The 24,926-nt window shown below is 57.7% G+C and carries 28 protein-coding genes; 3 read left to right on the top strand and 25 right to left on the bottom strand.

Features of this window, described 5'->3' with window-relative positions; genetic code table 11:
* Positions 1-63: 63 nt before the first annotated feature.
* The 5 genes from AP059_RS08045 to AP059_RS08065 form a co-directional block, all read right to left on the bottom strand.
* Complete coding sequence (locus AP059_RS08045) at positions 64-879, bottom strand: OmpA family protein (protein WP_059762765.1); 816 nt, start codon at positions 877-879, stop codon at positions 64-66.
* The gene (locus AP059_RS08050) at positions 876-1,232 is read right to left on the bottom strand and encodes a DUF4398 domain-containing protein (RefSeq protein WP_059762766.1); all 357 of its coding nucleotides are present in this window, start codon (positions 1,230-1,232) and stop codon (positions 876-878) included. The genes AP059_RS08045 and AP059_RS08050 overlap by 4 nt, the downstream gene beginning before the upstream one ends.
* 9 nt (positions 1,233-1,241) lie before the next feature.
* Positions 1,242-2,060: a substrate-binding periplasmic protein gene (locus tag AP059_RS08055; RefSeq protein WP_059762767.1), complete on the bottom strand. Its 819-nt coding sequence runs from the start codon at positions 2,058-2,060 to the stop codon at positions 1,242-1,244.
* A 138-nt stretch (positions 2,061-2,198) separates the two neighbouring features.
* Positions 2,199-3,128, bottom strand: a complete 930-nt coding sequence (locus tag AP059_RS08060; protein ID WP_059762768.1) for an electron transfer flavoprotein subunit alpha/FixB family protein — start codon at positions 3,126-3,128, stop codon at positions 2,199-2,201.
* A 2-nt stretch (positions 3,129-3,130) separates the two neighbouring features.
* A complete protein-coding gene (locus AP059_RS08065) occupies positions 3,131-3,880 on the bottom strand; it encodes an electron transfer flavoprotein subunit beta/FixA family protein (protein WP_048362955.1) in 750 nt (249 codons plus the stop codon).
* A gap of 558 nt (positions 3,881-4,438) precedes the next feature.
* On the opposite strand from AP059_RS08065, the gene AP059_RS08070 reads away from it, so the two are divergent.
* Positions 4,439-6,103: an electron transfer flavoprotein-ubiquinone oxidoreductase gene (locus AP059_RS08070; protein ID WP_059762769.1), complete on the top strand. Its 1,665-nt coding sequence runs from the start codon at positions 4,439-4,441 to the stop codon at positions 6,101-6,103.
* Positions 6,104-6,195: 92 nt separating this feature from the next.
* Here AP059_RS08070 and AP059_RS08075 read toward each other — a convergent pair whose 3' ends face one another.
* The gene (locus AP059_RS08075; RefSeq protein WP_059762770.1) at positions 6,196-7,089 is read right to left on the bottom strand and encodes an AraC family transcriptional regulator; all 894 of its coding nucleotides are present in this window, start codon (positions 7,087-7,089) and stop codon (positions 6,196-6,198) included.
* Positions 7,090-7,270: 181 nt separating this feature from the next.
* Here AP059_RS08075 and AP059_RS08080 point away from each other — a divergent pair, with 181 nt between their 5' ends.
* On the top strand, positions 7,271-8,335 hold the full coding sequence (locus AP059_RS08080; RefSeq protein WP_059762771.1) for an NAD(P)-dependent alcohol dehydrogenase: 1,065 nt from the start codon (positions 7,271-7,273) through the stop codon (positions 8,333-8,335).
* 4 nt (positions 8,336-8,339) lie between these two features.
* On the opposite strand, the gene AP059_RS08085 is transcribed toward AP059_RS08080, so the two are convergent.
* From AP059_RS08085 to AP059_RS08160, 16 genes are all read right to left on the bottom strand, one after another.
* Positions 8,340-8,909, bottom strand: coding sequence for a DUF1285 domain-containing protein (locus AP059_RS08085; RefSeq protein ID WP_059762772.1), 570 nt, complete (start codon positions 8,907-8,909; stop codon positions 8,340-8,342).
* Between the two features lie 15 nt (positions 8,910-8,924).
* Positions 8,925-9,530, bottom strand: a complete 606-nt coding sequence (locus tag AP059_RS08090; protein WP_059762804.1) for a DUF4823 domain-containing protein — start codon at positions 9,528-9,530, stop codon at positions 8,925-8,927.
* A gap of 101 nt (positions 9,531-9,631) precedes the next feature.
* A complete protein-coding gene (locus tag AP059_RS08095; protein WP_059762773.1) occupies positions 9,632-10,600 on the bottom strand; it encodes a GTP 3',8-cyclase MoaA in 969 nt (322 codons plus the stop codon).
* 123 nt (positions 10,601-10,723) lie between these two features.
* A complete protein-coding gene (locus AP059_RS08100) occupies positions 10,724-11,365 on the bottom strand; it encodes a TetR/AcrR family transcriptional regulator (RefSeq protein WP_048362949.1) in 642 nt (213 codons plus the stop codon).
* Between the two features lie 339 nt (positions 11,366-11,704).
* Positions 11,705-12,490, bottom strand: coding sequence for a TatD family hydrolase (locus tag AP059_RS08105; RefSeq protein WP_048400862.1), 786 nt, complete (start codon positions 12,488-12,490; stop codon positions 11,705-11,707).
* Between the two features lie 32 nt (positions 12,491-12,522).
* A complete protein-coding gene (locus AP059_RS08110; protein WP_048362947.1) occupies positions 12,523-13,509 on the bottom strand; it encodes a DNA polymerase III subunit delta' in 987 nt (328 codons plus the stop codon).
* Complete coding sequence (gene tmk, locus AP059_RS08115; protein ID WP_059762805.1) at positions 13,502-14,134, bottom strand: dTMP kinase; 633 nt, start codon at positions 14,132-14,134, stop codon at positions 13,502-13,504. The genes AP059_RS08110 and tmk overlap by 8 nt, the downstream gene beginning before the upstream one ends.
* Positions 14,135-14,156: 22 nt before the next feature.
* Positions 14,157-15,248 (bottom strand): endolytic transglycosylase MltG, encoded by a 1,092-nt coding sequence (gene mltG, locus AP059_RS08120; RefSeq protein ID WP_059762774.1) that lies wholly within the window; start codon positions 15,246-15,248, stop codon positions 14,157-14,159.
* Between the two features lie 3 nt (positions 15,249-15,251).
* Positions 15,252-16,070 carry an aminodeoxychorismate lyase gene (gene pabC, locus AP059_RS08125; RefSeq protein WP_059762775.1) on the bottom strand — a complete coding sequence of 273 codons (819 nt, stop codon included), beginning with the start codon at positions 16,068-16,070 and terminating at the stop codon, positions 15,252-15,254.
* Positions 16,070-17,314, bottom strand: a complete 1,245-nt coding sequence (fabF, locus tag AP059_RS08130; RefSeq protein WP_048362944.1) for a beta-ketoacyl-ACP synthase II — start codon at positions 17,312-17,314, stop codon at positions 16,070-16,072. Before fabF ends, pabC begins: the two co-directional genes overlap by 1 nt.
* A 111-nt stretch (positions 17,315-17,425) precedes the next feature.
* Positions 17,426-17,662: an acyl carrier protein gene (gene acpP / locus AP059_RS08135; RefSeq protein ID WP_048362943.1), complete on the bottom strand. Its 237-nt coding sequence runs from the start codon at positions 17,660-17,662 to the stop codon at positions 17,426-17,428.
* 191 nt (positions 17,663-17,853) lie between these two features.
* Positions 17,854-18,597, bottom strand: a complete 744-nt coding sequence (gene fabG, locus AP059_RS08140; protein ID WP_048362942.1) for a 3-oxoacyl-ACP reductase FabG — start codon at positions 18,595-18,597, stop codon at positions 17,854-17,856.
* 16 nt (positions 18,598-18,613) lie between these two features.
* A complete protein-coding gene (gene fabD / locus AP059_RS08145) occupies positions 18,614-19,552 on the bottom strand; it encodes an ACP S-malonyltransferase (protein WP_059762776.1) in 939 nt (312 codons plus the stop codon).
* 126 nt (positions 19,553-19,678) lie between these two features.
* Positions 19,679-20,689: a phosphate acyltransferase PlsX gene (gene plsX, locus AP059_RS08150; RefSeq protein ID WP_082706775.1), complete on the bottom strand. Its 1,011-nt coding sequence runs from the start codon at positions 20,687-20,689 to the stop codon at positions 19,679-19,681.
* A gap of 4 nt (positions 20,690-20,693) precedes the next feature.
* Entirely contained in the window at positions 20,694-20,876 is a 183-nt protein-coding gene (gene rpmF / locus AP059_RS08155) for a 50S ribosomal protein L32 (RefSeq protein ID WP_003442519.1), read from the bottom strand.
* A 13-nt stretch (positions 20,877-20,889) separates the two neighbouring features.
* Positions 20,890-21,417, bottom strand: coding sequence for a YceD family protein (locus tag AP059_RS08160; protein WP_048362940.1), 528 nt, complete (start codon positions 21,415-21,417; stop codon positions 20,890-20,892).
* 105 nt (positions 21,418-21,522) lie between these two features.
* Here AP059_RS08160 and AP059_RS08165 point away from each other — a divergent pair, with 105 nt between their 5' ends.
* Positions 21,523-22,101, top strand: coding sequence for a Maf family protein (locus tag AP059_RS08165; protein WP_059762777.1), 579 nt, complete (start codon positions 21,523-21,525; stop codon positions 22,099-22,101).
* Positions 22,102-22,169: 68 nt separating this feature from the next.
* Here the strand turns inward: AP059_RS08165 and sppA are convergent, their stop codons facing one another.
* From sppA to rluC, 3 genes are read right to left on the bottom strand one after another with little or no spacing between them, the layout of a single operon-like run.
* Positions 22,170-23,159, bottom strand: a complete 990-nt coding sequence (sppA, locus tag AP059_RS08170; protein WP_059762778.1) for a signal peptide peptidase SppA — start codon at positions 23,157-23,159, stop codon at positions 22,170-22,172.
* Between the two features lie 23 nt (positions 23,160-23,182).
* Entirely contained in the window at positions 23,183-23,845 is a 663-nt protein-coding gene (locus tag AP059_RS08175; protein ID WP_048362937.1) for an HAD-IA family hydrolase, read from the bottom strand.
* On the bottom strand, positions 23,835-24,791 hold the full coding sequence (gene rluC, locus AP059_RS08180) for a 23S rRNA pseudouridine(955/2504/2580) synthase RluC (RefSeq protein WP_048362936.1): 957 nt from the start codon (positions 24,789-24,791) through the stop codon (positions 23,835-23,837). The genes AP059_RS08175 and rluC overlap by 11 nt, the downstream gene beginning before the upstream one ends.
* Between the last annotated feature and the right edge of the window lie 135 nt (positions 24,792-24,926).

The following is a 24,926-nucleotide window of genomic DNA, read 5'->3' on the forward strand; positions in this document are numbered from 1 at the left end:
ACACGGTGCTCGCTTCGCAATCGAACGTCGCTTTCGCCAGCAGGTTACGCAGACCTCAGGGTGTTAGCGGGCAGCGCCCAACTGACCTTTTTCGTCAGAAAACACAATCTCAACGCGACGATTCTGCGCCCGACCACGCTCAGTGGCATTCACATCCACCGGGTATTCATCGCCATAACCTTCAACCTGAATCCGTTTTTCGTCGATGCCCAGGTCAATCAACACATCGGCTACCGCTTGTGCCCGATCACGCGCCAGTTTGAGGTTGTCATCCTTGCCGCCCGTGCTATCGGTATAGCCCTCAATACGCACCACGCGCTTGGGGTTCAACTGTAGAAATTGCACCAGCTTGAGGACCGTACGGTTGGCGGAGTTTTTCAAGTCAGCCTCACCCGTATCGAACAACACATCACCCAGGGTCATGACCAACCCCCGATCTGTCTCGTTGGTCGTCAGGCTCAGGATTTGCTCTTCCAGCCATTGTCCTTGCTGCTGAACGCTTAACAACTTGGCTTCGCGCAGCGCCAATTGCAGGCGCTGACGCTCCAGTTCGAGCTTGGCCGCACGCTCTTCGTTGAGCACTTGCTGCGTGTGTTCGCGCGCGATCTCGCTATAGCGCTGACTCAAATACGCGTAATGGGCCACATCTTCGCCACTGCCCCAGTAACTGGACAAGCGCTCAGCGCGGGCTAACGATTCACCAGCACGGATGACATCCTTGGGAGCAATGCGCAACACATTGGTGTCTTCTTTGACCACCTGAAAATCGCTGGCGGCCTGTTGCAACGCCTGGTCACTGTTGTGGTGCCCGGCGCAACCGGCCAGGCTGACGCTGGCGAGCAACACGCTCGCGCTGATCATGACGGGCTTAAGGCTCATTGGTCCTCCGCCAGTTGCTTGCGCAAGCGTGTAATTCGGGTGTTCAACACGTTCAATTGCTCCTGGCTCTTTTGGGTCAGCACGCGCGCTTCGGCCAATCGCGCATCCAGCTCGGCTTGTTCAGCCTGCATGCGCGCATCTTTGTAAGACGCTTCAGCCATTTCGGCCAATGCCTCGGCCAGCTTGTCTTCGGCTTGTTTGAGCTCGCTCACATCATCGGCACTGGCACCCACGGCTTTGGCTTGTTCCAAGGCTTGCTCAGTCAAACGGATTTGTTCATTCGGCGCAGGATCAGCTGCACAGCCCGCCAAAGCCAGAACGGCCAGGGCAGCGAAAAGAGGTCGAATTGTCACTGGGTATTCCTACTGTTTTGGGGCACTGACCGGCTGTTTGAGCTGGGCTTTCCACCGTTTCAGGTTGCGTTGCACAGCGGCCTCGGTCAGGCCAGAGGCGGGCAATTCTGTCATCTTTTGCGCGAGCTGTCCGCGCAACCACGGTTCATTGCAAGCGGAGTCATGGGAAATCGCCACAAACAGTCCCGGCTGATCGACTGGCTGATCGTGTGCCCGCACGTCATCGGTGATGCCTAACGTTTGAGACGTAGCCAGGCCCGCATAACGCCCCGCCAGCACATATTCGACGTCACCCAGCAACAACGCCTGGAACGCTTGCGCCAAGCTCGAGCGACGCTCCAGCGTGAGCTGACGTTGCGCAAAGGCATCAAACGCCTCTGTGAGGCGAGCTTTATCGGAGAGTGCGCCTTTATGCCCATGCAGATCGGCAGGCGTGTCATAAGCGAGGGCTGACCCCTTGAGCGTCCACACCACGTAGTCGTTACGCACCAGCGGGGGGTGAATGTAATCTTGCGCCGTCAGGCCGGCCAACGTCAGCGGCGCATCCAGCAGCATGTCCATGCGCCCGGTGCGCACTTCGTTTTGTGCTTCTGCACGCTTGCCGCCATACACCACTTCAATGTTGATGCCGAGGTCTTGCGCCACGTGTTGCAGCAGGTCAGCGCTGGCGCCAATCAAATGTGCAGGATCAGCAGGGTCGCGCCACAGATAGGGAGGAGCATCCGGGCTGCCGGTCACGATCAGGCGCTCGCACTTGCCGGCCGCCTGCGACAACACTGGCAAAAACACCAAACCCAGCAACCACCTGCTTACTCGCCGCACACCCATACCTCACACCCCGAAAATCCAATTCAGACACACAAAAAAGCCCGACCATCCGACCATGAAGAATCAGCTGAAACACTCGGTGTTTCGCCCTTCTCCACGGCCCGAATGGCCGGGCTCTTTATAAGTGAAGCGGCTGGATTAAACCAGCTTCTCCAACTCCGGCACAGCTTCGAACAAGTCCGCGACCAGGCCGTAATCAGCCACCTGGAAGATCGGCGCTTCTTCATCCTTGTTGATCGCAACGATCACTTTGGAGTCTTTCATACCGGCCAAGTGCTGGATCGCGCCAGAAATACCCACCGCGATGTACAGCTGTGGCGCAACGATTTTACCGGTCTGACCGACCTGCATGTCGTTGGGCACAAAACCTGCATCGACTGCGGCACGCGAAGCGCCAACAGCAGCACCCAACTTGTCAGCCAGTGCGTACAGGTGTTTGAAGTTGTCACCGTTCTGCATGCCACGACCGCCCGACACGACGATTTTGGCAGCGGTCAGCTCAGGGCGGTCCGACTTGGCCAGCTCTTCGCCAACAAACGAGGAGGTGCCTGCATCATGAACAGCGCCAACTGCTTCAACCGAAGCCGAACCACCGTCAGCAGCAACCGGATCGAAACCGGTAGCACGCACGGTGATCACTTTGACCGGTGCAGTGGACTGCACGGTGGCAATGGCGTTACCGGCATAGATCGGACGCTTGAACGTATCAGCGCTTTCGACCGACACGATCTCGGAGATCTGATCAACGTCCAGCTGCGCAGCCACACGCGGCAGGATGTTTTTGCCGTTAGAGGTAGCAGCCGCCAGGATGTGGCTGTAGCCAGCGCCTAGCTCAGCAACCAGCGGGGCAACGTTTTCTGGCAACTGGTGCGCGTAAGCCGCGTTATCAGCGACCAGCACTTTGGCCACGCCAGCAATTTTGGCAGCGGCTTCAGCGATTGCGCCAATGCCCTGGCCTGCAACCAGAACATGAATGTCACCGCCGATTTTGGCAGCGGCGGCAACGGTGTTCAGCGTGGCCGGAGCCAGTACTTTGCCGTCGTGTTCGGCGATTACGAGGATAGTCATGATCAGATCACCTTCGCTTCGTTTTTCAGTTTCTCGACCAGTTCAGCCACCGACTTGACCTTGATACCCGCGCTGCGAGCAGCCGGCGCTTCAACTTTCAAGGTTTTGTTGGTCGAAGCGGTCGAAACGCCCAACGCTTCAGGCGTCAGCACTTCAAGCGGCTTCTTCTTGGCCTTCATGATGTTTGGCAGGGACGCATAACGCGGCTCGTTCAAACGCAGGTCGGTGGTGATGATGGCCGGCAAGCTCAGCGAAACTGTTTGCGCGCCGCCGTCAACTTCACGGGTCACGGCAACCTTGTCACCCGCCACTTCAACCTTGGACGCGAATGTGCCCTGACCATAGCCGGTCAGCGCAGCCAGCATCTGGCCCGTCTGGTTGTTGTCGCTGTCGATGGCCTGTTTGCCCAGGATCACCAACTGCGGCTGCTCCTTGTCCACGACTGCCTTGAGCAGCTTGGCCACGGCCAGCGAAGTCAGGTCTTCGGCGGATTCGACGAGGATGGCGCGATCTGCACCCAGTGCCAGCGCGGTACGCAGCTGTTCCTGAGCCGTGGTCGGGCCGATGGAGACGACGATGATTTCAGTCGCCACGCCTTTCTCTTTCAGGCGTACGGCTTCTTCCACTGCGATTTCGCAGAAAGGATTCATCGACATCTTGACGTTGGCGAGGTCAACGCCGGAGTTGTCCGCTTTGACGCGTACTTTAACGTTGTAATCGACCACTCGTTTGACAGCTACAAGAACCTTCATGGATTCCTCGTTACTCTCCGGTGAAAAGAAAGTCGCCTAGGCGAACCTGGCGGTTGAAGCTCATCAGCACAAGGGCACCTCCAAAGATCGTTGCTGTGCCCTTCTTATATAAAGAATGACGAATGCCAAATACTTCCCGTGCGACCGTCTGTCAGGTGTGACTCACGAGTCATCCACCAAAAGGACGTGTAAACTTCGCTCAAAAAATAGCAGGCTCCTACAGGCTCATGCCTGTGCCCTGTCTTTAGAGGTGCTCTTGAAACCGACAATCAGCCTACGGCGAGCGCAAAACCGCCCGTATCTTGACCGGAACGCCTTTTGCGGTCAATACAGCAAATCGGTCACTTTTGAGCCTCTCGACTTTGATTTGTCTGGGTTCCAGCAGATTCAAACAAACGTTTGTATTGGACCCTGACAGTGGTGTAGATATAATGCCCGGCCATAGAGAGAGCGGCGCCTCATCCATTGCATCTTCAGCCAGCAGGCGAGGAAATAATGGATGGAACGCCAAACCTCCAATTAGAAAAATACCGTTGAGCCTTGAGTAGGAGATAGCCTGTGGAACGCGAATACATGGAATTCGACGTGGTCATCGTCGGCGCCGGCCCTGCCGGTTTGTCCGCCGCCTGCCGTTTAAAGCAGAAGGCCGCCGAAGCCGGTAAAGAAATCAGCGTCTGCGTGGTTGAAAAAGGCTCCGAAGTCGGTGCTCACATTCTGTCCGGTGCCGTATTTGAACCACGCGCCCTGAACGAATTGTTCCCGGACTGGAAAGCACTGGGCGCTCCGCTCAATACCCCAGTCACCCGCGACGACATCTATGTACTGCGCAGCGAAGCCACCGCGACCAAGGTGCCTGACCTGTTTGTGCCTAAAACCATGCACAACGAAGGCAATTACATCATCTCGCTCGGCAACCTGTGCCGCTGGCTGGCGCAGCAGGCCGAGAACTTGGGCGTGGAAATCTACCCGGGTTTCGCGGCTCAAGAAGTTCTGTTTGATGAAAACAACGTGGTTCGCGGGATCATCACCGGTGATCTGGGCGTTGACCGCGAAGGCAATCCTAAAGAAGGCCTGTACACCCCTGGCATGGAGTTGCGCGGCAAATACACCCTGTTCGCCGAAGGCTGCCGCGGTCACCTGGGCAAACAGCTGATCGAGCGCTTCAACCTCGACAGCGAGGCCGACAGCCAGCACTACGGCATCGGCCTGAAGGAAATCTGGGAAATCGACCCGGCCAAACACCAACCCGGCCTGGTGGTTCACACCGCTGGTTGGCCACTGGACATCATTAGCAGCGAAAACACGGGCGGTTCTTTCCTGTATCACCTGGAAAACAACCAAGTGGTGGTGGGCCTGATCGTTGACTTGTCCTATAGCAATACCTTCCTGTCGCCGTTCGATGAATTCCAGCGCCTCAAACACCACCCGGTGCTCAAGCAATACCTTGAAGGTGGCAAACGCATCAGTTACGGCGCGCGCGCCCTGGCCAAAGGCGGCCTGAACTCGCTGCCAAAAATGGTGTTCAACGGTGGCGCCCTGATCGGTTGCGACCTGGGCACCATGAACGTGGCCAAGATCAAAGGCAGTCACACGGCGATGAAGTCCGGCATGCTTGCCGCCGAGGCGGTGGCAGACTCGCTGCTCGCAGACTGCGAAGGCGGCGATGCACTCAACACTTACGTTGAAGCCTTCAAAGCCAGCTGGTTGTTCGACGAGCTTTTTGCAAGCCGAAATTTCGGCCCGGCGATGCACAAGTTTGGCCCGATCATGGGCGCAGGCTTCAACTGGATGGATCAAAACATCTTCGGCGGCAAACTGCCGTTCACCCTGCACGACACGAAGCCAGATTACGCCTGCCTGAAACTGGCCAAAGACTGCAAGAAGATCGACTACCCGAAACCCGATGGCAAGTTGAGCTTCGACAAACTCAGCTCGGTGTTCCTCTCCAGCACCAACCACGAAGAAGAGCAGCCTTGCCACCTCAAGCTGCGCGACGCAAGCATTCCGATCAGCGTGAACCTGCCGCTCTACGACGAACCGGCGCAACGTTACTGCCCGGCGGGTGTGTATGAAGTGATCACGCAGGAAAGCGGTGAAAAGCGCTTCCAGATCAATGCGCAAAACTGCGTGCACTGCAAAACGTGCGACATCAAAGACCCGTCACAAAACATCACCTGGGTCACCCCGGAAGGCGCTGGCGGCCCGACGTACCCGAACATGTAAGCCCGACTCGTTTAGTCGCTGAAAAGGCAGGGGCTGCAGTTCTTATCGCAGCCTCGTGCCTCGTCAGCGACTACACAACGGTTGTAAGGCCCTCAGCACCCTGCCCCCTCGTGCCCGGGACTGCGTTCAAAGTAGCGCTTGTACTCACGACTGAATTGCGAGGCGCTCTGATAGCCCACGCGCTCGGCCACCTGCGCCACACCCAGCCCTTCACTCAACAACAACTGCTGCGCCCGCAACAAACGCAAACGCTTGAGATATTGCACCGGCGACAGCAAAGTGCTGCGTTTGAAATGCTCATGGAAGGTGGACGTGCTCATGTTGGCGCACCGCGCCAGCGTGTCGACATTCAAAGGCTCGGCAAAGTGCTCATGCAAATGACTGAGCGAGGCGGCAACCCGGGCGAACTGGCCCTGCTGCTCAACCAGTGCCCGCAACACCCCGGCTTGCGGCCCACGCAGTGCCGCGAAAAGAACTTCGCGCAAGCGCGCTTTACCCATGATCCGGCACTCCAGCGGGTCATGCAGGCAACGTAGCAAACGCTCAACCGCCTGGCGCATTTCGTCATCCAACACCGCAGAGGTCATGGATTCCGGTGTTTGCGCCACGGCGCTACGGTCCGGGCCCAGCCCCATCGCCAGCACCAACTCCCCCAGCACAGCCCGATCAATACTGATCGCCACTCCCAGCAGCGGCACCGTTTCAGAAGCAAAGGTTTCACACTCAAACGGCACCGACAGCGCCTGCACAAGGTAATGGCCTGCGCCGTATTCCAGGGTGCGCTGACCGAGATAGGCCAACTTACTGCCTTGCGCGATGACCATTAGACTAGGCTCATAAATCTGCGGCATGCGCGCCACAGCCCGACACGCCGACACCACGCGCACTTCAGGCAATAACGTCGATACAAAACCGGTTTGCGAGGCCAGCGGCTCAATCAACGAGACCAGCGTGGCGTTCTCATCGCGATGGCGAGTCAAAAACATGCAGACAACTTCACAGGAGGAATAGACAGGCGCATCTTCGCAGAATTGACCACCAAAACCACCTCCAGCCCGACACACCGGAGGAATAGGCATAACAGGCGGAGGAATTGTCATAGTCCTGCAAGACAGGCGAGCGCAAAATCACCTCCTTGTTCACCGTCAACGTTTCGCGAGGCTTTCCATGTCCAACGTCACTTACAACGCCATCGGCTATGCCGCTCAAACCACCTCGGCCCCCTTGGCCCCCATGCAGTTCAACCGCCGCGCACCGCGCCCGGACGACGTCGCCATTGAGGTGTTGTACTGCGGCGTGTGCCACTCCGACATCCACCAAGTGCACAACGATTGGGGCTTTGCGGTTTACCCGGTCATGCCAGGCCACGAAATCGTGGGCAAAGTCACCGCCGTCGGTAGCGACGTCACTCAATACAAAGTGGGCGATGTGGTCGGTGTAGGCTGCATGGTCGATTCGTGCCGCGAATGCTCGGCCTGTAAAGAAGACCTGGAACAATATTGCCTGGAAGGCTTCACCCAGACCTACGGCTCACCGGACCGTATCGACGGCACCACCACGATGGGCGGCTACTCGGACAGCATCGTGGTGCGCGAAGACTTCGTAGTGCGCATCCCGGAAAACCTCGACCCGGCCAGTGCAGCCCCGCTGCTGTGCGCGGGCATCACCACTTACTCGCCGCTGCAACACTACGGTGTTGAGCCGGGCGACAAAGTGGGCGTGCTGGGCATGGGTGGCCTGGGCCACATGGGGATCAAGTTTGCCAAGGCCATGGGTGCAGAAGTGACTTTGTTCACACGCTCCGCCGCCAAAGCTGAAGAGGCGCGCCGTCAAGGTGCCGATCACGTGATCGTGTCCACCGACGCCGAGCAAATGAAAGCCGCCGCTGGCAGCTTCGATTTCTTGCTCGACACCATTCCGGTGCAACACGACCTGAACCCCTACCTCGAAACCCTGCGTTTTGACGGCGTGCACATTCTGGTTGGCTTGATCGAACCGGTTGAGCCGGCTGTGGATGCGTTCAACCTGGTGTTCAAGCGTCGCGTGCTGGCAGGCTCGCTCATCGGCGGGATTGCTGAAACGCAAGAAATGCTGGATTTCAGCGCCGCGAATGGCATCACCTGTGACATTGAAATGCTCGACATCAAAAACATCAACCAAGCGTTTGAACGCGTGCAGAAAGGTGATGTGAAATACCGCTTCGTGATTGATATGAAAACGCTGAAAGCCTAAGCGTTTAGCCCGCCGGGGCCGGAGCAATGGGGAAGAACTCCCCGTTGCTCCACACGCCTACCCAAGGCTGACCATCAATGACCAGCGTCTGCGCCATCTCGACCAACTGGTAATACACATTGCGATGGATCAACGCCTCAAGGTTGCGTCGTACCCGCACGTAAGGCGAAGGCTCTTGAGTGACAGGATCAATCACCACCCGCAACGGGTGTTCACGATCCAATTCAAACTGCTCATCCACGTTGGTGGTGAAGCGCAACACCTGCTGCTCACCCTCCCCTTCGACCTCAAGGGTAACCGCCACGAAGGGCGCGTCATCGACTTTGATCCCGACCTTTTCCACCGGTGTTATCAGAAAATAATCGTCTCCATCACGGCGAATGATGGTTGAGAACAGCTTGACCATTGGCTTGCGCCCAATCGGTGTTCCCATGTAATACCAAGTACCATCTCGGGCGATGCGCATGTCGATGTCGCCGCAAAAAGCGGTGTCCCACAAGTGAACCGGCGGCAAACCTTTACCGGGCTTGGGGATTTGCGCCAACAGGCCACTGACGTCCACCGGCTTGCTCATACTGCCCTCCTGAATTTATTGATCGCTCAAGCCTATCAAGCTGCGCGCGTACTTAGCCAGCGGCGGGCCAATCAGATCGGCAGGCTTGTTGTCATGAAACGTCAGCAAACCGCCACGGCTGCGAATGGTGGCCGTGTCGATCAAGTATTGGGTGCTGGTCTCGATCAACATCACCTGAATCACACCGCTGTCGATACCCAAACGGCTGATTTCTTCCTGGTCCAGCCACTCGTCACTGTTGCCAATGCGGTCATCGGCACGGGCAAATCGGGTGTAGAGCAAATAATGCGCGCCAAAGCTCCGGGCTTCAGACATCGCGTCGTCCAACCCCAGCGGTGCCTTGGCACGGCGCACCATCGGGAAGTATTCGATAAAACCACTGTAGGCTTCTTCTGCCACAACGTTGGGCCGCACGTAAGGGTCGCCGACGGGCTTAAACGGGCCTTGAGCAATGTAAATGAAGGAGTCGGGCTGGATGCGCAGCGAATTGCTGCGACGCGTGTTGCTGTGGTCGAGCAAACCGGCGTCACTCATTTGATAACGCGCGCCTTCGCCCAGGTCGCTGACCTTCATGCAACCACCCAGCGCCAAAAAAGCCAGCAACACAAACAGACTACGCATCACGATCTCCCGATGGCCGGTGACAAAAAACCGGCGAATAGCCGCGTAATGCAGTTTGCGCGCCAGTTCGAGCCGACGCCGCACATCGCAGGGCACACGCATCAACCACCAATGATTTTCATCACCGTGGCACCCCCCGAAAAGGCGACGTCCTGCTTGTCACCCAAGGCTTTCATCAACAAGCCTTGCAACGCGGGCAAGGCTTCGTGCCGGGGCTTGTTGAGCAAATCCCCGACGTAATGACGATTACTCGACGATAAACACCCGTGCAACCAGCCGGTCGATGAAAGGCGCAACCGCGAACACGTCCGACAAAACGGGACGCTCTCGTTGGCAATCACACCAAAATACCCCCGGCCCGGGATCTGATAGCGCACGGCCGTGGCATCAATCGGCGCATCGGCTTGCAGGTAGTCGTGCCGCTCGCCAATCAGCTCAAGCAATTGCTGCAAGCTCACAAACTGATGCAGAAACGCATTGCCATCGCTGGCCAGATGGCCCATGCGCATCAGTTCGATAAAGCGCAGTTCGAACCCCCGCTCAAGGCAGTACTCCAACAGCGGCATGACCTGATCCAGGTTTTGGCCGCGCAAGGGCACCATATTGACCTTGATCTTCATCCCCGCCTCGCTGGCGTGTTGCAGGCCATTGAGCACGGTCGCCAAATCGCCGCCGCGGGCAATGCTGCGAAACGCGTCGGGGTTGAGGGTGTCGAGGGACACATTGAGGCGGCGAATGCCGGCGTCCAGCAGCAACGGTAATTTGCGCGTGAGCAATTGGCCATTGGTGGTCAGGCTGATATCACTCAAGCCCAACTGCCCGACTTCGCGCATGAAGGTTTCCAGCTTGGGACTGACCAACGGCTCGCCGCCGGTAATCCGTAAACGCTCAATTCCGGCCGCTTCAATCAGATACGCCACGCCACGCGCCATTGCTTGAGCTGACAACTCATCCTGCGCCGCCACTAATCGCTTGCCGTTCGGCACGCAGTAGGTGCAGGCATAGTTGCAAGCGGAGGTCAGACTAATGCGCAAGTTGCGAAATTGTCTGCCTTGGCGGTCAACAATCATGGATGACTCCGGCACGAGGGAAGTAGGACGCCCCAAAACCTGACTCATGTATCAGGTTTTGGCAAGACCCACACCTGAGTATAGGCGGCACGGCAAAGCGCCGTGCGCGGTGAACCGACGGCGTTACTCGACAGCCGGGGTGTCTGTATCGCGCTTGCGCTTGTTACCCATGCGCACACCGATGTCCATCAGGAACTGGAAAAAACCTTCCTGATCTTCCAGGACATTGCTCCAGAACGGCGAGTGGTACAGCGCCACCGCGCCGTGAACCAGCGCCCAGGCAGCGCAGTAGTGGAAATAAGGCGGCACGTCTTCGAGCTTGCCTTCGCTGATCCGACCTTTGATCAGCAGCGTAAGGCGCTCAAAATTCGACGCACGGATTTTATGCAGCTCTTCGATCAACTCAGGCACCTGATTGCCTTTGACCACCTTCTCTTCAAGGCGATCAAACAACCGATAACGCTGAGGGTCACGCATGCGAAATTCAAAGTAGGCGCGCGACAGCGCTTCTTTGTCTTTATCCACATCGGCGGAATGCAGCAGCTCGTTCAAATCACGCTCGTAGTCGAGCATCAGGCGCAGATAGATCTCGGCCTTGGACTTGAAATGCTTGTAGATCGTGCCTTTACCGATGCCGACGGCATCCGCAATCATCTCGACGGTGACGCTGTCTTCACCCTGTTCGAGGAACAGTTTGAGCGCGGTATCGAGAATTTCTTGCTCGCGGCGACGAAACTCACGGACCTTACGGGGTTCTTTGTGCATAAGAAAAGGTCTGTAGGGGTCAAAATCGAAGCCCGGTATTATGCCTAAGTCACGCTAAATTGCACGGATCATCCTGCATATCGATGTCTGCGGATGAATAACGCCCAGCACAATGCGTACTCAAACGAATCACGGGTATTCCAAATCTGTTTAAAAAATGATCAATGCCGACTGGACGCCCTACAAAGCTGACCAATACTTAGGGAGTCGGCGTGACATACCCCCCAAATGCTTCGCCGATAAGGGTCACAACGGAGTGTGCGCCTTTGTTTTACTCCTAATGGTCTTAACCCGGATTCCCCCAGAGCCCGGGTTTTTTTTGCCTTTTTTGCCGACGGGTCAGTGTTGGACCCGCGCCAGCGGGAACAGGCGCTGGAAGTTTTCGGTGGTCTGCTCGGCAAAACGCTCGTAGGACTCACCGCGCAACATGGCCAGAAACTCTGCCACTTCACGTACGTACTGCGGCAGGTTGGGCTTGCCCCGGTAAGGAATCGGCGCCAGGTACGGCGAGTCAGTCTCCACCAGCAAACGATCGGCAGGCACTTGGCGCGCCACGTCGCGCAGGGCATCGGCGTTGCGGAACGTGACGATGCCAGAAAGCGAAATGTAAAAACCCAGGTCCAGCGCCGCCTTGGCCATATCCCAGTCTTCGGTAAAACAATGCAACACACCGGCCTGCGGCAATGCGGCTTCGCGCAGCAGCGCCAGGGTGTCTGCACGTGCGCCACGGGTATGCACCACGACCGGCTTGCCGGTTTGCTGCGCGGCTTGCAAGTGAACGCGAAACGACAACTGCTGCAACTCGGCCGCCTCAGGTTCGTAGTGATAATCCAGGCCGGTTTCGCCAATCGCCACCACCTGCGGGTGATTCAGCTCGCTCAGCAGCCAGTCCAATGCCGGAGCGGCGCCCGGTTGCACGTCCAGCGGGTGCACGCCCACCGAACAGTCCACATCGGTATAACGCTCGGTCAGGGCTTTGACATCGGCCGCGTTGTCAGCGCTGACGCCAATGCACAGAAAATGCCCCACCCCGCGATCACGCGCCGCTTGCAGGGCGGCGTCCAGCGAACCGTCGTGGGCACTCAGATCAAGGCGATCAAGATGGCAGTGGGAGTCAACGAGCATAGAAAATCACCTGCTTAAAAATGTGAATCAACTCAGCGCTGGCCGGGCAGGCTTGCCCATTGCACCAATAACGCTTCAAGCAACAGCACTCGGTTGAGGTTGGCCTTGCTCAACACCTTTTGCCGCTGGGCCAGAATCCAGTCCTGAATGTTCAGGACTTTTTCCTGCGGCGTTTTTTGCGCCAGGTACTGCACGACTTTGCGCATGTCTTCAAGGCCCAGGCCAGCTTCGTCCTGAGTCAGTTGATAGCGCAAGATCAGACTCGACCAGTCACAGAACCAATCAAACAGCAATAAAAGGGGAATCGCGTTCCAGCTTTCTGCCAATTGAGTGGCCGATATCTGCTGCTTGAGCAGCTTTTTAACCCCTTCCACCACGCCAGCCCGCTGCTCTCGCACACCCTGTGCGTGCAACTTGACGGCGGCCAACGGCGAACCGGCCGCCAGGGTCAATAACTCCACCCGCTCATCGGCACTGCAATCGGGCAAGGTTTTAGCCAGCCACGCCAGGCTCAGCGTTTCGTTCGGCAGCGGGCACGCCTGCTGCACACAACGACTGCGGATGGTCGGCAACAAACGGCTGGACTGGTGACTGACCAACAGCAACACCGTATCGCCCGACGGCTCTTCCAGGCTTTTGAGCAATGCGTTGGCGGCGTTGATATTCATCGCCTCCACCGGCTCGACCAGCACCACCTTGCGCCCGCCCAACTGAGCGGTTTGCACCACGAAACTCACCAGATCACGCACCTGGTCGACCTTGATCGCCTTGTCCGCTTCTTCGGGCTCCAGAATGTAGTTGTCCGGATGACTGCCCGCCGCCAACAGCAGGCAAGACTTGCAGGTACCGCAGGCCTCAAGCCCGGCAGGTTGTCTGCACAGCAGGCGGGCCATCAGGCGCTCGGCCAGGGCGCGCTTGCCGATCCCGGCAGGCCCGTGCAGCAGATAGGCGTGCGCATGGTGTGCGCGCCCGGCCATTTGCTGCCAGAGGCCGTCTTGCCACGGATAGGCTTCAGCCACGGTACAGACCCAGCAATTGCGGCATCAACGCGTCCAGCTGCGCCTGAACGTGCTCAAGGCTTTGCGCCGCGTCAATCAAACGGTAACGCTGCGGGGCGGCTTCAGCGCGCTGCAGATAGGTACTGCGCACGGCATCAAAAAAGGTCCGGCCTTCTTGCTCGAAGCGATCCAGGCGGCCCCGCGCACTGGCGCGCGCCATGCCAACCTCGATAGGCAAATCGAATACCAGCGTCAAGTCGGGACGCAGGTGACCCTGTACAAATGACTCAAGGGTCGCGATGCGCTCTTTCGATAAGCCGCGGCCACCGCCTTGGTACGCGTAGGTGGCGTCGGTAAAGCGATCACACAGCACCACGGCGCCACGCTCCAGCGCCGGGCGGATCACCTCGGCCAAGTGCTGCGCGCGGGCGGCAAACACCAACAACAACTCGGTGTCTGCGCACATGGCATCGTCGCTCGGTGCCAACAACAGCTCACGAATGCGCTCAGCCAGCGGCGTGCCGCCCGGTTCACGGGTCAGCACCACATCAATACCTTCAGCCCGCAAGCGCGCGGCCAGGTATTCGCGGTTGGTGGTTTTGCCCGCGCCTTCGGGGCCTTCCAACGTAATAAACAAGCCAGTCACAGGCAGCAGTCCTTTATCAGTGTCATTGCGCGCTTTGCGGTTGGGCTTCGCCGGGCGCCGGGGAAACAGGGGCGACGGCATCCGGCGCAGGGCTTGAACGGTAATCGGCACGGCGTTTGATCTGGAATTCACGGACGGCGCTGTTATGCGCGTCCAGATCATCAGAGAACGTGTGGCTGCCATCACCCTTGGCCACAAAATACAAACTGCTGCCGCTGACCGGATGCAAAGCGGCATGAATGGCTTCACGGCCTACCATGGCAATCGGTGTCGGTGGCAAACCGGGAATCGTGTAGGTGTTGTAAGGCGTCGGTTCGCGCAAGTGCGCGCGGGTCAGCTTGCCGTTGTACCGCTCGCCCAAACCGTAAATCACGGTGGGATCGGTCTGTAATGGCATGCCGATCTTCATACGTCGCACAAACACCCCGGCAATCTGCCCACGCTCATGCGGCACACCGGTTTCTTTTTCTACCAGCGATGCCATGATCAGCGCTTGATAAGGGTCTGCGTAGGGCAGGTCCGGGGCGCGCTGCTCCCACTCTTCAGCCAACACCTTATGCAAACGGTCATAGGCCTTTTCAAGCAACTGCGCATCGCTCATGCCACGCACAAAGCGATAGGTGTCGGGAAAGAACCGCCCTTCCGGGAACTCACCCGGATGACCGAGCTTGGCCATCACCTCACTGTCACTCAGGCCGTCGAGGGTCTGCTCGATTTTCTCGTGCTTGGCCAACGCGCTGCGCACTTGTCGAAAATTCCAGCCTTCGACCAGCGTCAGGCTGTATTGCACCACCTCTCCACGCTGCCAAAGACCGATCAGGTCCTGGGCTTTCATGCCGGGCGTCATGCGGTATTCACCGCTGTGCAGCGGTTGCTCCGCCAGATTGAAGCGCCAATACACGCGCAACCAAAAGGCGTCTTGCAACGTGTCGTCTGCCTCAAGGCGATTGAACATACCGGTTGGGGTCGCGCCCGCTGGAACATCAAGCAGTTGTTCTTGCGTGAGGCTCAGCGGCTGCTCGAGCGCCGAGTTGAGTTTCCAGGCACTGGCGCCCAACACCAGGCCCGCCAACACCAGACCGGTCTCCAGCAGCAACAAGAATTTACGTTTCACGAATCAAACATCCAATAGGGTGCGGGCAATGCTTTGCAGTTTACGGGTGAGCGGCCCCACCGGCCAGCTCAGGCCAGCAACACCCCGTACAGGCCAAATGCCGTACACGCTGTTGCAGACAAAGAGTTCATCAGCCTGTTGAAGCTGCTCAACGCTGATATCAGTGACATGACACGGGATCGCCAGGCGCTCGGCCTCGCTCAGTAATGCTGCACGCATCACACCCGCCACCCCACAGCGTTGCAGGTCGGCGGTGATCAACACCCCGTCACGCACTAAAAACAGGTTACTGAACACGCCCTCGATCACGCGTCCCGAGGTGTCACGCATCAAGCCTTCGGCGTAAGCCGGGTCTTGCCATTCGGAACGGGCAATGACTTGCTCCAACCGATTGAGATGCTTAAGCCCCGCCAACAGCGGTTGCTCAGCCAATCGCGTGGCGCAGTCAAACAACTGAACACCTTCAAGGGCGTGCGCCAGGGGATAAGCCGGCGCAGGGCTGGCTTGCAGAATTCTGCGAGGCTGAGCCTCGGGGCACGCGGCATAACCGCGCAGGCTGTCGCCGCGGGTCAGGATGAGCTTGAGAACGCCCTCGCCCATCGCCTGTGCATACGCCAGCACTTCACTGCGAATCAGTGACTGATCCGCAGTAATCGCCAGTCGTGAGCAGCCCAGCACCAGACGCTGCATGTGCAGCTCCAGCAACACCGGCCGCCCGGCCTTGACGGCGACGGTCTCAAACAGACCGTCGCCGTAGGCCAGCCCACGGTCCTTGAGCGACGCTAAACCGTGCGCTGGCAGACCGTCGACCCAGCTGTGCATCACTCGGCGAACCGGCGGAAAACCAGTGAGCCGTTGGTGCCGCCAAACCCGAACGAGTTGGACAGTACGACATCGATCGGCATTTCACGCGGCGTGTGCGGCACGAAGTCCAGATCGCAGCCTTCATCAGGCTCGTCCAGGTTGATGGTCGGCGGGGCAATCTGGCTGTTAATCGCCAGCACGCTGAAAATTGCCTCAACCGCGCCCGCAGCACCCAACAAGTGCCCGGTCATCGATTTGGTCGAACTGACCGCCAAGTTGTAGGCGTGATCACCGAACACCGACTTGATCGCCGAGACTTCCGCCAGGTCACCGGCAGGCGTCGACGTACCGTGAGCATTGATGTACTGCACTTGATCGATGTTCACCCTGGCATCACGCAAGGCATTGGTGATGCAGCGTGCAGCGCCTGCGCCATCCGCCGGGGGCGAGGTCATGTGATAAGCGTCGCCGCTCATCCCGAAGCCAATCAGCTCGGCATAGATCGTCGCGCCACGCGCCTTGGCGTGTTCAAGCTCTTCAAGCACCAGTGCACCGGCGCCATCAGACAGCACGAAGCCATCACGGCCTTTGTCCCAGGGACGGCTGGCACGCGTCGGATCATCGTTGCGCGTCGATAGCGCGCGCGAGGCACCAAAGCCGCCCATGCCCAAACCGCATGCGGCCATTTCAGCACCGCCGGCAATCATCACATCGGCTTCGCCGTAGGCAATGTTGCGCGCCGCCATACCGATGCAATGCGTACCCGTGGTACACGCTGTCGAAATGGCGTAGTTAGGTCCCTGTGTACCCAAGTGGATAGACAGAAAACCGGAAATCATATTGATGATCGAGCCAGGCACAAAAAACGGAGAAATCCGTCGCGGGCCTTGTTCGTGCAAGGTACGGCTGGTTTCTTCGATATTGGTCAACCCCCCAATACCCGACCCCATGGCCACACCAATACGCTCACGATTGGCATCCGTGACTTCCAGGCCAGCATTTCGTATTGCCTGAAAACCAGCTGCCAAACCGTATTGAATAAACAGGTCAAGTTTTCGGGCTTCTTTGACGGAGAGGTAATCCTCAACGTTAAAGCCCTGTACCGAGCCGCCAAAACGGGTGGAATAGGCAGAAAGATCCGTGTGTTCGATCAGACCAATGCCACTTCGGCCTGCCAGAATGCCTTGCCAGGTGCTCGGAACATCCGCACCCAGTGGCGACAACATCCCCATACCGGTGACTACGACGCGTCTACGCGACACAGCACTCTCCTTTATTCTATTGACGACACTTTGCATCAAGCCTAAAGAAAAAACCGCACGCCATAGTGGCAGTGCGGTTTTTCCATGACAGCATGTAACGATTACAAACTATTACGCCTGGTGGGCAGTAACGTAATCGATAGCAGCTTGTACAGTAGTGATCTTTTCAGCTTCTTCGTCAGGAATTTCGGTCTCGAATTCCTCTTCCAGAGCCATCACAAGCTCAACAGTGTCAAGGGAGTCGGCACCCAGGTCTTCAACGAAGGAAGCAGCATTGGTCACTTCTTCTTCTTTAACGCCCAGTTGCTCGGCAACGATTTTCTTGACGCGTTCTTCGATGGTGCTCATACCTTGTTTTCACTCCTAATGGACAAATTCAGGCAGCTGGCCAGTGGGCAAGTGTATCGAAAGACTTTTCAGTTTTTCAACTGAAAGCTTTGCACCTACCCCGCTACAACCGGCTGCCTATAAAAAGATTGCAGCTTTATAACGGATTTTAGACAGCTCGTATGACATTTTTTTGAAGCAATCCGTCACATTTAACTCATGTACATCCCGCCGTTGACCGGAATTGTAGCCCCAGTCACGTAAGCTGCACCGTCCGAAGCCAGGAAAGCGACCACGTTCGCGATCTCTTGAGCCTGACCCAAACGACCCAGCGGAATCTGCGTCTGCAAGGCTTCACGCTGTGCTTGCGGCAATTCGCGGGTCATGTCGGTATCGATAAACCCAGGAGCCACCGAGTTGACAGTGATTGAGCGCGAACCCACTTCACGCGCCAGAGCACGGCTGAAACCTTCGAGGCCGGCCTTGGCGGCGGCATAGTTTACTTGGCCTGCGTTGCCCATGGCACCCACAACAGAGCCAATGTTGATAATTCGTCCCCAGCGCGCCTTGGTCATGCCGCGCAAAACACCCTTGGACAGGCGAAACAGACTGTTCAAGTTGGTATCGATGACATCATGCCATTCGTCGTCTTTCATGCGCATCATCAGGTTATCGCGGGTGATGCCAGCATTATTGACCAGGATCGCCGGCGCGCCGAACTGCTCCTGAATGCTGTTCAGCACCGCGGCAACGGAATCTGCATCCGTGACATTGAGTTCCATGCCCGTGCCTTGAACGCCGTTTTCTTTCAGCGTGGCAGCAATGCGCTCAGCACCCGAAGCAGTGGTGGCAGTGCCAATGACAATGGCGCCCTGACGACCCAACTCCAATGCGATCGCCTGGCCAATGCCACGGCTAGCGCCCGTTACCAGTGCAACTTTACCTTGCAAGCTCATGCAGGCTTCTCCTAATTCAGGCCAGTGCCGCACGAGCGGCAGCGAAGGCGTCTGGGGTATTCAAGTTGTGAGTGGTGATGCCCTCAGCGCAACGCTTGCTGATGCCCACCAGAACTTTGCCCGGGCCACATTCAACCAGCTCGACCGGGCCATTGGCCGCCAGACATTGAACTGATTCAACCCAGCGCACAGGCTTGTACAGCTGCTCAAGCAAATCGCGCTTAAGGGTATCCAAATCGTTCGCCACGGCTGCACTGACATTCTGCACCAGCGGGATCTGTGGCATTTTCCAGTCAATGGCCTGGATCGACTCGGCAAAACGCTCCGCCGCGGGTCGCATCAACTCACAGTGCGAAGGCACACTCACCGGCAGCGGCAGCGCACGCTTGGCGCCCTTGGCCTTGCACAGCTCCATGGCGCGCTCAACAGCCGCCTTGGCTCCGGCAATAACCACCTGGCCCGGCGAGTTGAAGTTAACCGCGCTAACCACTTCACCTTGCGCCGCCTCAGCGCACGCAGCCAATACAACGGCATCGTCCAGCCCCAGGATCGCCGCCATGGCGCCTTGACCGGCAGGAACAGCTTCTTGCATCAAGCGACCGCGACGCTCAACCAGCTTCACGGCATCAGCCAGGCTCAGGCAACCGGCAGCGACCAGCGCGCTGTACTCGCCCAAGCTATGGCCAGCAACGAAATCTGGCTGCTTGCCGCCTTCGGCCAGCCACAGACGCCACAGGGCAATCGAAGCGGTCAAAATGGCGGGCTGGGTGATATCAGTTTGATTCAGCTTCTCGGCAGGGCCGTCCTGGGTCAACGCCCACAGGTCGTAACCCAGAGCCTCAGAAGCTTCTTTAAATGTTTCCAGAACCAGCGGGTGTTCCGCGCCCAGCTCGGCCAACATGCCGAGGGACTGCGAACCCTGCCCTGGAAAGACGAATGCGAGGGATGTAGACATGTAACAAGCCCCTAATGATCTTGTCGTCGGTGAATTGACGTCCTGCCGTGGCGGACGCAAGAAACTGACAGTTGGATGGCGATTTAGACCGTGCGGTCACATTTACCCGCTCGACCCGCAATGCGCCTACGGTAACAACCCTTCAAGGCGCCCATGCAAACGCTTTGGCAGGTCTTCATGGATTTCAATCAGCGCCCGTTCTATCGCACTTTGAAAGCCCTGAGCACCTGCCGAACCGTGACTTTTAATGACAATCCCCTGCAACCCCAGAAAACTCGCGCCATTGTGCCGTGCGGGGGCCAAATCAGCCTGCAAGCGACGCAGTAACGGCATCGCCAACGCACCGACACATCGCCCAAAGAGCGTGCGCTTGAACAACGCCTCAATCCGGCCTGAGATCATGGTCGCCAGGCCCTCACTGGATTTGAGCAGGATATTACCTACAAAACCGTCACACACCACCACATCGGCCTCGCCGCGGTACAACCCATCACCTTCGACAAAGCCGATGTAATGCAAACCGCTCGCCGCTTGCAACAAGGCGGCGGCCTCCTTGACCTGCTGGTTGCCCTTGATGTCTTCGGTACCAATATTCAACAGGGCTACGCGCGGGCGAAGCGTGCCGAGGGCCTGCGCGGCCACCGACCCCATCACCGCGAACTGAAACAACTGCTCAGCCGTGCAATCGACGTTGGCGCCCAGATCCAGCAACTGACAATAGCCCGCCTGCGTCGGAACCGCCGCCACCATCGCAGGACGATCTATACCGGGCAGCGTTTTGAGGACGAACCGCGACAGCGCCATCAAAGCCCCCGTATTCCCCGAACTGACACAAGCCTGCACCTTGCCATCACGCAGCAGCTCAAGCGCCACCCGCATGGAGGAGTCCGGCTTGCCACGCAACGCATGGGAAGGCCGCTCGCTCATGGCGATAACTTCTGAGGCTGGAGTAATGGTCAGGCGCGAGCGATCCACAACCGAATGGCTGGCGATCAAGTCTTCAAGTACGGAGGGTTGACCAACGAGGGTCAGATGCAGGGAGGGTGTAGCAGACAGGCAAGCGATGCAAGCCTGAACAATGCTGCGGGGACCGAAGTCCCCGCCCATTGCGTCGATCGCGATGACCTGAACGGACAAGTGATTACTCGTCAGCGCCCTTGTCGATCACTTTACGACCACGGTATACGCCTTCTGGCGATACGTGGTGACGCAGGTGAATTTCACCGGTGGTTTTTTCTACAGACAGCGTGCTAGCCGAAAGAGCATCGTGCGAACGACGCATGTCACGGGCAGAGCGGGATTTTTTGTTCTGCTGAACAGCCATAATTGATTAACTCCTAAACGTTTGGGTCACGCTTTAACTGCGCCAATACACTGAACGGGTTGGACCGCGTTACCTCGTCCTCGCCTGGATCGGGCTCATCGAGACCCGCCGGCTGCTGGCATTCTTCCGGATGATGAGCAGGCACAATGGGCAAGGCGAGCAAAAGCTCCTCCTCGATCAGTGCATGCAGATCCAATGGATCTTCGCCCAGTTCCAGCACGTCATAACCTTTCGGTAACGACTGGGTATTCGCACCCTCTTTCACCACAGCGTAACTGCATTCGCTATGGATCGGCAGGGTGACCAGCTCAAGACAACGCTGGCAAACCATCTTGACCTCGACGTCGATGGAGCTGTGTATTACCACAGATCTTCGCTCGTCGCGCTCAAAAACAAATTTAGCCTGGACCGTACCGACATTGTCGGAAAGCGGGTCGCAGAGTCTCTCCAAATCAGCCAGCAGCACTTCACCTTGAAGGGTAGTGCCACGATCAGCTAATTTGCGCGGGTCAACGTGAGGTGGAATCGGGTCATTCAACATAGGCGCAGCATTCTAGGGACGACCCCCTCACCTGTCAAAGGAAATTGTGCCTGTGCGACATCCCGTGCGCCCGTTAGAATCGACATTCATCTACAGGAGCCGCGAATGCTGCCTTTATTACTCGCCTCAAGCTCGGTTTATCGCCGGGAATTACTGGCTCGCCTGCGCCTACCCTTCAGTTGCAGCTCACCTGACATCGACGAAAGCCACCAAACAGATGAAAGCGCAGCCGACCTGGTCAAGCGCCTGTCACTGGAGAAGGCCCGCGCACTGGCGCACAGCCATCCCGACCACCTGATCATCGGCTCAGACCAGGTGGCCGTGCTTAATGGCCGAATCATCGGCAAACCTCACACCTTCGACAAGGCACGCCAACAACTCCTGGACGCCAGTGGCGCCAGCGTCAGCTTCCTCACCGGCCTAACCCTGCTCAACAGTCGCACCGGGCAGCACCAGACTGACTGTGTGCCCTTCACGGTGCACATGCGCACGCTCAGCGCTGAACAGATTGAACGCTACCTGCACGCCGAGCAGCCCTACGATTGCGCAGGCAGCTTTAAAGCCGAAGGCTTGGGCGTGAGCCTGTTTCAGCGCACCGAAGGGGACGACGCGACCAGCTTGATTGGCCTGCCATTAATCCGACTGGTGGACATGCTGACCCATGAAGGCATCAGCATCCCTTAACACAGCAAACCCGACCCCACCCAAACAACAACGGCCTTCACAGGCCGTTTTTTTGGTGCAGTCGCAAGTTAGCGCAAGGTTGGTCCCTGAAAACCCATCCACAAGGCAATGTGCTCTGCAACGCTGGCACCGAGTTTTTTCGAGAAGCGATCGAATGCCGACTCTTGCACGGTGAAATCAACCAATTCTTTTTCACCAATCACATCACGGGCAACCGAACTGGCATTGCCCAAGCCGTCAATCAGCCCCAGCGGCAGCGCTTGCTGACCCGTCCACACCAACCCCGAGAACAACTCAGGATGCTCTTTATCCTTCAAGCGATCGCCACGACCCTGCTTAACGCTGGCAATGAATTGCTCATGCGTCACATTTAGCACGCCTTGCCAGAACTTGGTCTCGTCCGGCTTTTGAGGCTCAAAGGGATCAAGGAACGCTTTGTGCTTGCCCGAGGTGTAGGCGCGACGCTCAACACCCAGCTTTTCCATAGCCCCGACAAAACCGAAACCTGCTGCTGTCACGCCAATCGAACCCACCAGACTGGCTTTGTCGGCATAAATCTCATCAGCCGCACTGGCGATGTAATAGGCACCCGAGGCACCGAGGTCCGAAATCACCGCGTATACCTTGGTCTCAGGGTGCAAGCCACGCAAACGACGGATCTCGTCGTAGACATAACCCGATTGCACAGGACTGCCGCCCGGACTGTTGATACGCAGCACCACGCCTTTGACTTTGGGATCATCAAACGCCGCTTGCAAGCTGGTCACCAGGTTATCGGCACTGGCCTGCTCTTTATCGGCAATCACCCCGCGCACTTCGATCAGCGCGCTGTAACCAGAACCCGTCGTAGCGTTGCGCTCCATATCCATCAACGGCGTGAAGGTGAGCAGCACTGCCACCAGCAACAGAAAGGTCAGCAACTTGAAAAAAATACCCCAGCGACGCGCACGGCGCTGCTCCTGAATACCTGCCAACAAGGTTCTTTCCAGCAACCTCCAGCTTTTGTCATCACCCGCAGCAGGCTCAGATTCAGCGGGCGCTTTCCATTGATCGACCATGCACTACCCCAGCTAAGACGTTATTAGTGAGCGCGCCCATGCAGCCAGGCACGCAACTCAGAAAAATGATTGATTTCCAGCGTAGGCCCAAACGTGCGCAGACGTTCAATTGACTGAGCCCCGTAACTCACCGCCACCGAGTCGATGCCTGCATTACGCGCCATGAGCAAATCAAACGACGCATCACCCACCATCAATGCCTGCTGCGCGGGCACATCGCAGTGAGCCAGAATCTGATTGAGCATGAGCGGATCCGGCTTGCTGGCGGTTTCGTCGGCTGCACGGGTGATATCAAAGAAGCCTTCCCAACCCTGCGCCTTGAGCACCCGATCCAGACCGCGACGCGCCTTGCCCGTCGCAACGGCCAAGCGGTAACCCTGATCACGGAAGGATTCAAGCGATTCGGCCACACCGGCAAATAGTGGTGAAGGCTCGGCATCCGACGCGATATAGATATCCGCGTAGTGCTGACGGAAGGCAATAACTTGCGCCTCGGTCAAATCAGGGTAAAGCGTCAAAATCGCTTCCGGCAGCCCCAGACCAATAATGCCTTTGACGGCCTCATCATCACGCTCAGGGCGACCTGCGCGCTGCGCAGCCCCCTGCATCGAAGTGACAATGCGGCCAATGGAGTCCGCCAGCGTGCCATCCCAATCAAAGATCAGTAATTTGTACTCAGACGGCACTCAATCGCTCCACGGTTTTAGCCCACATCTCATCGACGGGCGCCTGAAACTTCATTTCGCCGCCATCAGGCATGGGCACGGTCAGCATGTAGGCATGCAAAAACAGACGCTTGCCGCCCAATTCGCGAATTTCTTTAGAAAAGCCTTCTTCGCCGTATTTGGTGTCGCCCGCAATGCAGTGGCCCGCATGCAGGGTGTGCACGCGGATCTGATGGGTCCGCCCGGTAATCGGCCGGGCTTCAATCATGGTGGCGAAATCGCCAAAACGACGCAGCACCTTGAACACCGTGACCGATTCTTTACCCTCTTCGTTCACCTCAACCATGCGCTCACCCGAGCGCAGATTGCTCTTCATCAATGGCGCACGCACCTGCTTGATCGAGCTGGCCCAATTGCCACGCACCAACGCCATGTAGCGCTTGTCGATTCCGTCACCGCGCAACGCTTCATGCAAGTGGCGCAACATGCTGCGCTTTTTGGCGATCATCAAAAGACCGGACGTATCGCGGTCAAGCCGATGCACCAACTCCAGCTCTTTGGTATCGGGACGCAACTGACGAAAGGCTTCGATCACACCGTAATTGAGGCCACTGCCACCGTGAACCGCAATACCCGCAGGCTTGTTGAGCACAATCAGGGCTTTGTCTTCATAGACAATTGCCGCTTCCAGGCGCTGCAACAAACCCTGAGCCAGGGGCACCGGCTCGTCGCGCTCAGGCACGCGCACAGGCGGCACGCGCACAATATCGCCCGCTTGCAGCTTGTACTCAGGCTTGATCCGCCCCTTGTTCACACGCACTTCGCCTTTACGCAAAATGCGGTAAATTAAGGTCTTGGGTACGCCCTTGAGCCGGGCAAGAAGAAAGTTGTCAATGCGTTGGCCGGCATATTCCGGCGAGACCTCAAGCAGCTGGACGCTGGGGGTCGGGGGGGTAGTCGTCGTCATGCCGCGGATGATAACAATTTTTTATGGAATTGAAGCACTTAATCATTGCTGCTATAGTCGCGAACGCCGCCAAAAGCGGCCTGGACAGCGGATTAACGGTGAGTCACCGGCCCTGCCCTACGCTCTTCACGAGGA

Origin of the sequence: Pseudomonas sp. TAA207 (genome assembly GCF_001529285.1) — a bacterium.
Lineage (GTDB): Bacteria > Pseudomonadota > Gammaproteobacteria > Pseudomonadales > Pseudomonadaceae > Aquipseudomonas > Aquipseudomonas weihenstephanensis.